Source organism: Limnohabitans sp., assembly GCF_031539175.1.
In the GTDB taxonomy this organism is placed as follows: domain Bacteria; phylum Pseudomonadota; class Gammaproteobacteria; order Burkholderiales; family Burkholderiaceae_C; genus Limnohabitans.
On the sequence record NZ_JAVKLQ010000020.1, the window covers coordinates 1 to 11,562 of the forward strand.

Consider the following 11,562-nt stretch of genomic DNA (forward strand, 5'->3'; position numbering starts at 1 on the left):
GAAACCGTGACGGATGAGGAATTGACTATGATTGAAAACCGATTGAATCATCGCCCCAGAAAGCGACTAGGATTCAAGACACCTCACGAGGTATTCCATGCCTCGTTAAAGCGTGTTGCACTTCGTCCTTGAATCCGCCTATATTTAGAGCGCCAATCACCGCCCTGCTCAAGGCAGCGATTGAGTGTGGCTTGCGCCAATTTGTCTGATCTCAAATAAACCATTTGCTCAGGCGTAAGGCTCAAGGAAATGCGTTTGAAATTTCCTTCATCGCTTTGAGAGATAAAAAAATCTCTCTTGGGGACACCTTCGGCAATATGCTTAAGCTCCTCTTGCGACAACATGAATTCACTACGAAGAAGAGTTCCTAACGATTCAGATCGTGCCCTTGTATTTGCAGTCAAAACAATGGTCGGAACGTTGTCACGGATCGCCGAATAAATAGACGATTCAACTAATTTGTCAGGGGACTGCGTATCCATCCAAATACAAGCTCCAAGCTTGCGCAATGTCACCAACCACTCCATGAATTCGGTCATGAAGATTGGATTTTTCAAAAAGTACCAAACTTCAGGGATGAAGATAAATGTTGGCGCAATTTCATACCCGCCAATTAAGCTGCGCATCTGAGTGGCTATGCGGTAAAACGCGTAGCTCATGTACGGGGGCGCGATTTCATCATTTTCAAGAATGCTGCCGTTCTCAATTGCAGTCAGAGACTCCAGATCAATGTCATCACGGTCGTTATCAAAATAGCTGCCGAGCGAATGGCCTTGCGTCCATTGAACAAGTGCGCGTGCTAGACCTAAACTCATATCGAGTTTGGAAACCAAAGTGGCCAAGCGCAACATGCTTGGATCAGACTTGCCCAATTCCGCTGTTGAAATCAAAGCACGCTCTATGCTGCTTAAGTCATCTGTGGTTGGTGTGTAGCCAACCATTTGGGCAAGGAGCTTCACCCAACCTTTTAAATAGCCAACGTGCACCAAATCGCCATCTTTGAGGAGCGCCGCTAGTGGGCCCATACGGTAGCGGTTTGAATCCTGATGTTGTGTGTCAGGGTTAAGGTCAATGTACTTGCCGCCTTGTAGCAACACCGCTGGACGTGTAGAGTAATTTTTATCAAAAATGAGTACACGAGCAGTTGGGTATTTACGGAAATTAGTCCACCCCAAGTTTGCAAATGTCGTCTTTCCTCGGCCTGTTGGTCCAAGGATGAGCAGATGCCCCACATCTCCGACATAGCCCGTAAAGTGATAAAGCGTTTTGAAGCGAGTTGGCAAGACCATGAGTGCACGACATGGTTTTTTCAACATTTCTGTCAAATATTTATTGACCCGATGTCCTTCGTCGATCGTGCGAATAGGCAATAAATCAGCGAAATTTTCTGTTTGAATCGTTTGCCAAGTGGCAATTTCTTCATGCGCACCAGGAATGGTTGCGGTCCATGTTGATAGCTTGTGCAAAGTTTCACGTATTGGCAGCAATCTTGCGCCATTGAACAATTCCTCTACCCTCTGACAACTATTTTCAAGCTCAGTGATTGACCGTGCATACACAACAAGTCCGCCGTAGTAATACCCTGCACCACTTTTACCTACTTCGATTTGACCTGCAAAACGCTCGGCTTCGCTCTCTGCAATTACTCGTTCTTCATTGATTTTTGCGTTACTAAAATCTCCGCCGTTGAGAACTCCCGCAGCCCATGCTATAGGTGACATTTTTCTGTCACCGTGATATCTAGCCATCGCTTTAACGACATTCATTCCTTTTTTGCGTGGCAAAAATTTATAGACATGCGTCAATGTGAATTCAATTCGATCGGCAAGCAATTTGTCAAACAAGTCAAGTGACAAACGTTCGCGTTTAATCAAACGAAATGAATAGCTTGCAGAGAAAACCTTGCCCTGCCCTTCAAAAACAATCAAATCAGATGATTGGTTGTTGACGTAATCCGCGCACAAAGTCGTATCCCAAAAATATTCAGCATCTGGAAAGGCAATACGAGAGATTTTTCGTGTTGGATTGGCGCATGAGCACAAGTAACCAGTGAATGCATCACCTGATAGTTGTGTAATGCCTAGTGCACTTGTAGCAGCCAAAAATTGACTGATGTATTTTTCAAACTGCTGCCCTGCATCAAATAGGTCTTCTGAATTGCTGTGAGGAAAATCACTACGTCCTTGAAGAATTTCACTAGCACCAGAAAGAGTTGCTTTCAACGCTCCCCATAGACTGTCATCACCTAGTAAAGAGGCACGACTCAATCTGTTCAGAAAGCGTGTGCTGTCAGCGGGGGGCATCATCACAAGAGAGAACGCAGGAACGTTCATAAACTGCTTATTTGCCATCAACGTTTCGCGATACAGCTCGTCGATTCGTTGACTGACAGGATCAGGAAATTTTGAGATTGGATAACTTGTCGCCTCACGGCGACGCATTTGCCAATTCATCATGATCGGTTGCTCTTGAAACCGATCTAAGGCGTAAATGACCTGCCTTCTTGCTGAATTGATATCTGCATTGGATGTTGAATCAATATCCAATCCCTTGAATGCAAATGAAGCCAGCAATGAGCCATCTTTCAATACCACCATATTGGGGGATAGCGGAAACAACCAAGGCAGCAATTCCGCAATTGGTTGCCCTTCGCTTTGAGCATGGTGAACCGTTTTTTCAGCGATTGATAGAGTTTTCATATCTGCACGTCTCGTCCGTATCCAAGCGGACGCAACCCGCGCTTTTGTGTGACCATAGGCCACGGCGAATAGCGATCTGATTGCTTCATGTGTTTGAGGTATTTCTCTAACAACTGCGGGGAAATTTGTGTCACAAGCATCAATACGAAATGCATGATCAATGAAAGAATCAAGAAGCGTGGGAAGCGCAAAATTACTGAGACAAGAATTGCCGTGCACAAATTGATCACGAACAACCAGTCATCCACACCTAACGTGGTGAGCTGACTTAACAGTGACTGCTTGACTTCGGAGCTATCTAGTTCTTCCATGACTAAATCCTCAACAGAAGATGCCTACGCCAGTTGCTGTCTGAATGATGTTTTCAATATTCAAACCAATGAAAAGTGCAGCCAATAGACCAATGCCACTTTGAATTGCTTTGGAGCCTGTACCAGCCAATTTCCAGCCAATAACCAAGACCACGGCCATGATTGCTGAGACAACAACAAACAGCTCGTTATCTACAAGTTGTCGATAGGGACGACAGATGCCAGATGACAGAATTCCTGCGTTCGCAACGCTTGGAAGCAACATGAGATATGCAGCAGTGCAAATGAATGCATTGATTGACACCAGTTTTGTCGTGATTTTTTGAAGCAGTGTTTGAGCTTTTTTCATGGATAGACCTTCTTGGTTAGTAATATTCAGCAGTTTTTTTAAATAGGGATTTAGTGACATAGCCATCTGCAGTTGCACCAATGACTTCAATCACCTCATTGAGAGCACGCCATCCATGCAGGACACCTGCATGCACAACAAATGGGAAAGTTAGAGCGATCTGGCGACGTAAATCTGCGAGTGGCCATCCCGAGGCTTCAGGGGCCATTCGGACCATGTTCTCCAAGCGATACAAGCCAGATTCAGCGGAGTCTGAGTGGAATGAAACAGCCGAGCCAGGATGGCCCGTGTTGTATGCATCAAGCATGTCAAACGCTTCACCACCACGTACTTCACCCACAAAAATTCTGTGTGGTCGATATCGCAAGGTGTGCTTCACCAATGAGCGAATGTCTACGCCATACGTTGGGTTTGCCTCAAATCCAATATGGTTTGGCACACTAATTTGCAACTCTGCGGTATCTTCAATCGTTGCGACACGATCGGTGGCGGGTATTTCTTGAGCGATTGCATTTAGCAAACTGGTTTTACCTGCCGAAGTTGCACCAGTGACCGCTAAGTTTTGGCGAGTGCTAACGATCCAGCGAAACAAATCAGCGATGGCTTGACCGCCTTGGGCGATTGATTCATCACTTGGTCGCTCGACGATCTTTTGAGTTTTTGCTGAGTCAAATCGCCACACAGGATCGAATGCCCCTTGCTCCACGTAGGTATCCAATTTACGCACCTGTGAGCTGTGTCGGCGAATACACATGGAGGCACCGGATGTCGCTACTGGCGGCATCGTTGCGGCTACACGTAAGCCAGGTAGCCTTGCATCAAGTAATGGCGACTTTGTGCTGCTTTTGGTGTTGATGTTTGCAACTGTGGTAATTGCCGAAATCAGAGTTGCGCTTGGAATGCTCAACTCAAGACGTTCAAACTGCCCAGCGCGTTCAATCCAGATGTTTTCAGGTCCATTGATCATGATCTCTTGAACACTTGGATCGTCAAAGTATTGGTACAAGCTACCAAGATCGCCGCGAAGCACCCTCTCGCAATGAGCGAGCATGGTTTTTGATCCATCTAAATGAGCTGAGACACTCATTCCATTGCCACCTGTTCAACTGGACGCTCCCAGACGCCCAAGCGACCACCAGTGGACTTGGGAACAATGCGCTGTTGATCAAGCACGACTGCGCTTGTGGACCTGTTTAAGCGTTGATAAACCGCCCATGCGTACTTTGTACGCTTGGCTTCTGATGCTGCGTTGTAAGCACCTACGGCAGTCCAGTTCACGCCCAAACGTCGAAAATTTTGAGAAAGAATCCACGCACCAACATTGGCATTTACGCAAGGGTCAAACAGAGATTGCCTCGTGATGCCCCAAGCACTTAACTTAGGCAACCAACTGGAATTGATTTGCATCAGTCCGTAATCAACAGACCCATCTTTGTTGGTGTTGCTGACAGCGGAACTAAACCCAGACTCTTGCTCGGCAATAGCCCTCAGCAATGGGTATGCGACTTGGTGAAATTGCGCAGCTTGTTGCAAGCACTGTTCAATGAGCGCACTCGGCTGTGCCGCATGCACAGGCAGCACATTTGTGCACGAGATAAGAACAGCCACTTTGACAAGTAAGCAATGCGATTTCACACAACACCCTTTAAAAAGGTGGGGTGAGATCCGAAGACCTCACCCCGAGGTCATGGACTGAAAGGAGCTTCAATCCGTGCGGTGGTCAGCCGCACGTATGCATTGCACTAAAAGTCAAGCTTTTTGTCTGATTTCGCTTGAACAATGTGATTTCAAATATTTCAAGCGAAACGAGATTTTTTTCGTGATATAGTATAAATAGAGCCACTATTTTTAGAAGCTCAAAAACCGCCTATTTAATAAGCACTGTCAAAGTAAATGGCAGCACATCGAAAAAATAATCTTTGAAAATCAACAACTTGGAAAAGACCAAGGATTTCAAAGGGGTAATGGGCTTATCAAAAGGATTGAGCCAGCTTTTTACAAACGCTGGCTCCTGCAAATGACTTAAGGGCTAACGGCAAAAAAGCCTAAAAGGGTAATAGAATCAAGGATTTAGAACGGATAAATGACTTTGATTCGCAAGGATAGCTGTTTTGAGAAAGAGTATCTCCACTAGCTAATTTACCAGAAAAAATCCGGTTTCGCTTGAAATATTTGAAATCACGTTGTTCAAGCGAAACCGCGTGTTGAAGTGTCAATTTCGGCATCCTTGGTGCTATGAACAAATCGCCCTTAAACACGCCAGTCATTGGAATGCCGCGCTTTATAGACTTTCTCATTGATCGGTACGCCGGTTGGCGAGAGGACTATCTAGGGTTGGAGCAGTTTTCAACTAACACCGATTCAAAAGTTGTACTGAAGCAACAAATAGCAGATATTGGATTGTCCGTAGGCCCCTTGTATGAGCTGACTTACGCGGCGCCTAAGCTATTTGCACTGGAGCAATGGAATTGGCAATGCATCAGCGCAGTTGGTGAGCAATGGAATCCATTGGAGCAAAGCTATTTGGATTTCACGAGAACGCACGCTGTAGTCATTCCTTACATCAAAGCTGCACCATTCGAAATGTGCGAGGCTTTAATTCGTCGGTGTGCCGAATGAACACGACTGAGGCAATCCTAGGTGTTTTCTTGGTTTGTGCGGGTGGTGGTTTGGTTTTGTGGCAAATCAAACGTCAGAATCAAACAGTTGAAACAATGGCCACGCATGCCCTGCCACAAACGGCGGCACCGTCAACGCCCGTTGCACGGCGTCCAGCAAGGCAGATGCCAATTCAAACATCCGCACAGCTACTCGCACAAGCTGAGTGCCAGGGCATGGTTGAACAAATCCGCACCAGACTTGGCTTGACACCAGAAAACTATGCGCGAGACGTTGCACCATTGATTGCAAACTTTGTCGAGTTTGTTCAACTGCTACCGGCCTCACAGTCCCATCACCACGCACAACCAGGTGGATTGATGCAACACACACTGGAAGTCGCCAGTCATAGCCTAGCATTGCGAGAAGGCTACAAACTCCCCAAGGGCACAGTCCCTGAAGAACAGATCAGACTTGGTCCAGTTTGGACTTTTGGATTGCTTGTAGCGGCCCTATTGCACGACATTGGCAAACCTGTGGCCGACGTCGTAGTCACGCTGTATGGGTCTGACCCCAATAAACCACTAAAAACTTGGTCAGGGTTGGCAGGCAGCATGAGGCTGACGCAAGACGCGACGCACTACACGGTGGACTTTCCCGATACGTCCGACTATGGAGCGCATCAACGACTGCCTACGAGCCTGCTACACGCTATGGTGCCTGCTGGAGCATTGCAATGGCTCTCTACCGACCCTTTGCTGTTCAAAGAACTTCTCAATTATCTTGACGGTGGAGCAACTGATGGTGTCCTCAAAGAGATCATCACAAAAGCTGATCAGCTTTCGGTGAGTGAAAACCTCAAATCTGGCACGCGCATTCGTTTTGCTGCATCTAACAGCACCCCACTAATTGAGCGATTAATGGCGGGTCTACGCGCAGTGCTTGCAGAGGGGCATATGGCAATCAATCGCCCTGGTGCTGCTGCGTTTGTTGACCCCGATGGTCAGCATATTTGGCTTGTTGCTGGAGCAGCCGCAGATCAAGTACGACAACTGTTGAGCAGTCGTGAAGTTAAGCCAGGTAAATCTGCCGGTATTCCAACAGACAACACTCGCTTGTTTGACACCTGGAACGAATACGGAGCTTTGATTCAGCCCCCTAAAGAGTTCGGGAAGGGTTCCGTTTGGTGGGCACGCATTGAAATTGACGACTGGAATCATGTTCTCACGTTACTGAAATTTCCAATTGAGCTGGTTTACCCAGCGGAGGCGAAGCGCCCTGCCCCGTTGGTTGGCTCAATCACCCCTGTAGAGCCAAGCACGCCACGATCAGATCAAGAAGCATCGACGCAAGTGGTTGAGCAGCAAGATCCATTGACTATGGAGCAATCTGTTGCCGGTGCTGCCATTCAAACACCACCTACAGCTGTTGATGATTCTGAATCTTGGATGACCATTGCCTCTGACACGCCGAATGAACAGGTCGGTGCGCCTGAAATCTCCCCTCCTCCATCACCAAGTCCATCGACAGCAACGACCGATGAATCTGAATTTTTAGATGAGGGAGAGAGTGCTGGAGCAGCAATTGAAACAAAGGGCCGTCAGCCGACAAAAGCAGTTCAAGCCCTAACGCCTACGAACAAACAACCCAAGGCGTTGTATCGAATGCCTGGAGCAATTGCACGCCCTAACGCAGACAAATTTGTTGCATGGATTCAGCAAGGCTTAGGCACTGGTAGCCTGAGCTACAACGAGGCTGATTCGTTGGTCCACTTTGTCCCTGAAGGTATGGCGATCTTGACTCCGAAGGCCTTTAAGGTCTATTTGGAAGAAAACAGTTTTGAAGGTTCAACTGGCACCTCCATAGATCATTTGCGTGCACTTCAAAACGAAATACAAAAAGCTGGCTACCTAGCTGTGAACAAAGAGGTGTCACCGCCTTCAAAGTTTCACTACTACCAAACACAACGTGCCGACGGCAAACGTGGTGCCGTCATCACTACCTACTTAATTCCCAACCCGCAGGCGTATGTGCGTCCTGTACCTGCCCAAAACCCGCTTCTAGCTAAAGCAGATAAACCTGAGGCAAAGTGATATGGCCTACCCTATTGACAATCCGTTTCGCCCCCCTGTTGAGTTCATTTCGTCCATAGCAGCCACTGGTTCAATCGTTGGCATTGCGTTTTATCAACAGTTCTTTGGGCTTGATTTGGCAACATCGTTTGCGATCAGTGCGCCATTGTTAGCGTTGGCTGTTTGGCGCGGTCGTCAAGGCTACAAAATTTTGCTTTTTCACACAAAGCTTCGTTGGCTTCCTAAGTACGAGCTTAAAAGTGAAGAAATCCCCGTATCCACCAAAGAGTTGTTCTTGGGCATGGGCTTTTGGTGGGGTGAAAAACATTCACAGCGCTTATTCACGGCGCGGTTGCCCAAGTATGAACACTTGAGGGCTCGCAACAAACGCTATGAATGGGCACGTCAGTTTGAACGTGATCACCCTGGGCACTGGCTCAATCGGTTTTTGGGCTATGAGCATCCAATAAACCCCGTGTCACCGCTGCCACCAGTTGGAGGTGATCCAGCAATTCACGGCGTTGAACCCGATGAAAGAGAAATTTGGACATCACTAGCAGAACGTGTTGGTCACCTGCTGGTGCTTGGCACAACCCGTGTCGGCAAAACCCGACTGGCTGAGCTGCTAGTGACCCAAGACATTCGCCGTGGCGAAGTTGTTATCGTCTTTGACCCCAAGGGAGACGTTGCTCTCTTGAAGCGCATGTATGCAGAAGCCTCGCGTTGTGGCCGAGAAAAAGACTTTTGGTTTTTCCATCTTGGCTATCCCGAGTTATCTGACCGATACAGCCCAATTTCTTCGATTGGTCGCATCACAGAAGTGGCTACTCGTATTGCAAATCAGCTTCCAGGCGAAGGACAGAGCCAAGCCTTTAAAGAGTTTGTGTGGCTATTCATCAACGTGATATCCCGAGCGATTTCGGCGCTCGGCATGAATCCAACGTACACCTTGATTTATCAATACGCAGTGGACGTTGATGCTTTAGGGGAGAAGTATTTTGAGTATTGGCTCAACAAAGTGCACCCCGAATGGGTCGATGAAATTGAGAACATTTCATCTAAAGAAATTGAAGCCATGCAGAAGAAAACTGGGCGTTCACTCAAAACAGTTGAGTTCATTGCGTTGCTGCGTGAGAAGGACTGGCATGACCCTGTCGCTGATGGCCTTGTGTCCATCTTGTCGAACGACAAGACGCGATTTCAGATGCTCATCAACTCGCTGTACCCGTTGCTGGAAAAACTCACCACCGGCAAGGTGAGTGAGTTGCTATCACCGACTTGGGACAACCCGACTGAGAAGCGACGTGTGTTCGATTGGGACAAGATCATGAACACTGGTGGCATTGTTTATGTGGGTCTTGATTCCCTCAGTGACGCTGAAGTTGCCGCAGCTGTTGGTAATGCGATGTTCGCTGACCTCACCTCCACGGCTGGCCGACGTTACAAATTCGGCACCGCTTTTGGCCAAAGCCAAGGTTTGGACGTTAAAGACTCCAAAAAAGTGGCCATACATGCCGACGAATTCAACGAACTCATTGGCGATGAGTTCGTTCCGCTTCTGAACAAAGCTGGCGGTGCCGGTTACCAAGTCACGGTCTACACGCAGACTTGGAGTGACGTTGAGGCAAAAATTGGTAACCGCGCAAAAGCCGCACAAATCGGCGGCAACCTGAACTCACTCATCATGCTTCGAGTGAAAACGACTGACACCGCAGAAATTTTGACTGAGCAGTTACCAGAAGTCGAGGTTTCAAAAATAGCATCTGATTCGCGCACAACAGACGTTCAAGACCCCGACGACTTTGCTGACTTTGGTTCTTCATCGGGTGATGTTGTCCGAAGCTACAAGGTGCCTATGCTCAGGCCCTCAGACCTCACATCCTTGCCCAAGGGGCAAGCATTTGCATTGTTGGACGGAGGTCAACTAGCTAAGGTGCGTTTGCCATTGGCTGTTGAAAGTGTGGACGATGTTCATTGGCCAGAGAGTTTGTTCAAAGTTTTTGATGGCATGCACGAACAATACAGCCGCTACATCAAATCGGTGGACGAAGGCCAAACCGCCCCACTCCCTATAGATTTTTTAGGCAACACAAGCGATGGGTTGACGGTGGAGGGAAAAGGTCATGGCTTCTGAACCACGCAATGACAATGGAATCGCTGAAACAACCTTCAAGCCGTTTCGATTGGCATGGAACCTATCACTGTCGATCCTGTTGATCTGGTTCGTCTCTGTTGCCATACAAATCACTTGGGTCCGCTACCACCACCTAGATGGCGTGGCTCACGTTGAGGCACTCATTGATGAGTACATGGAAGGCAGTGCATCTGATGGGTTTTCTGAGCAAGTTGCAACACACATTCATTGGCTAATTTTTGATGTGACAGGCATTAAAAAATTGATGCAACGTCCCAAGCTGAACCCACCTGACAAAAGCAAGGCAACAACGATCGGAGAAGGTGTCAATCGTTTCACTTGGGCGGCCTTCGCACCCGATTTACTGGTTGCCAGCTACGCGACTGTTTTGTTTGGAGTCAGGCTGTCCATCGTTCTTTTGGCCCTGCCAATTTGCCTATTGGTGATTGGCGTATTTGGCATTGATGGATTGGTGCAGCGCGAAATCCGTCGCGAGTGCGGCGGCACTGAATCAGCGGCAATCTACCACCGAGCAAAGCTTTTTGCATTTAGTCTGTTGCCCCCAGCTGCCGGACTGATTTTTTTATGCGCCCCCGTTGTGATTCATGCGGAGTGGGTGTTGCTACCTACAGTTGTAGTTTCCGCAATCCTCATTCGAGTGCAAGCGACTTATTACAAAAAACACCTTTAAACAACACCCGCTTATTCACTGCTTGTGGGTTTAATTGGGCGTTCAGTACTAAGTTCTGGCGCTGCCTTGCTTCCTGTTTTAACAGCAGAAAGTGCATCTTTAGCCAAATTTTGTACGTTCGTGGCAAATTCAGGTATCAACTTAACTGCGTCTCTCACCGTCTCCGATGCGAGCATCTCATGCAATGGGCTAGCGTGATTACCTTGTTCCACAAAACGAATTGGTTGCTCATCAAGACGATCCAACGCTGACCGCAGTAATTTGGCTTCGAGTGCTGGATCTATACGATTTGCCTCCTTACGATATCCCTCGTATGCCCGAGATATGGATGCCTTGAAAGCGTAGTCCTCGGCAAGTTTAAAGCGTTGACCGACTTGACGTGTTGACAACCAAGCAAACCAAACTGAACCACCGACAGAGAGTAAAGTAAGCAAGAGATTGAGCATGATTCCTTCGGTACTTAACTTCGGATCTTTAAGCAATTGCGCCATTGAGTTGAGTCTTTCAATTCCAAAATATCCTCCAGTCAACAACGCCGCGATAAGCCCGGCGACCCACCATCTAATAGAAAGGCGGATTCAAGGACGAAGTGCAACAAAGATGAACTGGTTATAGGTGGCTGAGGATGCGAGAGCATCATGGCCGCTTTAACCGCCAAATCGAAATTGCCCAATGTACAAGCACCTCAGCCGAGAAGAACGATACCAA

10 protein-coding genes are annotated in these 11,562 nt (G+C 47.7%); 4 read left to right on the top strand and 6 right to left on the bottom strand.

Going from position 1 to position 11,562, the window contains the following annotated elements; all coding sequences use genetic code 11:
- Positions 1–83: 83 nt before the first annotated feature.
- The 5 genes from RMS95_RS03720 to RMS95_RS03740 are packed head-to-tail and all read right to left on the bottom strand — an operon-like array spanning position 84 to position 4,967.
- Positions 84–2,699 (bottom strand): hypothetical protein, encoded by a 2,616-nt coding sequence (locus RMS95_RS03720; protein ID WP_310643707.1) that lies wholly within the window; start codon positions 2,697–2,699, stop codon positions 84–86.
- Complete coding sequence (locus tag RMS95_RS03725; RefSeq protein ID WP_310643709.1) at positions 2,696–3,010, bottom strand: VirB3 family type IV secretion system protein; 315 nt, start codon at positions 3,008–3,010, stop codon at positions 2,696–2,698. Before RMS95_RS03725 ends, RMS95_RS03720 begins: the two co-directional genes overlap by 4 nt.
- A gap of 10 nt (positions 3,011–3,020) precedes the next feature.
- Positions 3,021–3,359 carry a hypothetical protein gene (locus RMS95_RS03730; protein ID WP_310643710.1) on the bottom strand — a complete coding sequence of 113 codons (339 nt, stop codon included), beginning with the start codon at positions 3,357–3,359 and terminating at the stop codon, positions 3,021–3,023.
- A gap of 16 nt (positions 3,360–3,375) precedes the next feature.
- Complete coding sequence (locus RMS95_RS03735; protein WP_310643712.1) at positions 3,376–4,446, bottom strand: ATPase, T2SS/T4P/T4SS family; 1,071 nt, start codon at positions 4,444–4,446, stop codon at positions 3,376–3,378.
- On the bottom strand, positions 4,443–4,967 hold the full coding sequence (locus RMS95_RS03740; protein ID WP_310643714.1) for a lytic transglycosylase domain-containing protein: 525 nt from the start codon (positions 4,965–4,967) through the stop codon (positions 4,443–4,445). The genes RMS95_RS03735 and RMS95_RS03740 overlap by 4 nt, the downstream gene beginning before the upstream one ends.
- A 627-nt stretch (positions 4,968–5,594) precedes the next feature.
- Here RMS95_RS03740 and RMS95_RS03745 point away from each other — a divergent pair.
- The 4 genes from RMS95_RS03745 to RMS95_RS03760 are packed head-to-tail and all read left to right on the top strand — an operon-like array spanning position 5,595 to position 10,854.
- Positions 5,595–5,978 (top strand): hypothetical protein, encoded by a 384-nt coding sequence (locus RMS95_RS03745; RefSeq protein WP_310643716.1) that lies wholly within the window; start codon positions 5,595–5,597, stop codon positions 5,976–5,978.
- A complete protein-coding gene (gene mobH, locus RMS95_RS03750; RefSeq protein WP_310643718.1) occupies positions 5,975–8,050 on the top strand; it encodes a MobH family relaxase in 2,076 nt (691 codons plus the stop codon). The genes RMS95_RS03745 and mobH overlap by 4 nt, the downstream gene beginning before the upstream one ends.
- 1 nt (position 8,051) lies before the next feature.
- Positions 8,052–10,163: a type IV conjugative transfer system coupling protein TraD gene (traD, locus tag RMS95_RS03755; RefSeq protein ID WP_310643720.1), complete on the top strand. Its 2,112-nt coding sequence runs from the start codon at positions 8,052–8,054 to the stop codon at positions 10,161–10,163.
- Positions 10,153–10,854, top strand: coding sequence for a DUF4400 domain-containing protein (locus RMS95_RS03760; protein WP_310643722.1), 702 nt, complete (start codon positions 10,153–10,155; stop codon positions 10,852–10,854). Before traD ends, RMS95_RS03760 begins: the two co-directional genes overlap by 11 nt.
- A gap of 11 nt (positions 10,855–10,865) precedes the next feature.
- Here the strand turns inward: RMS95_RS03760 and RMS95_RS03765 are convergent, their stop codons facing one another.
- Complete coding sequence (locus RMS95_RS03765) at positions 10,866–11,345, bottom strand: hypothetical protein (protein WP_310643724.1); 480 nt, start codon at positions 11,343–11,345, stop codon at positions 10,866–10,868.
- Positions 11,346–11,562: the final 217 nt, after the last annotated feature.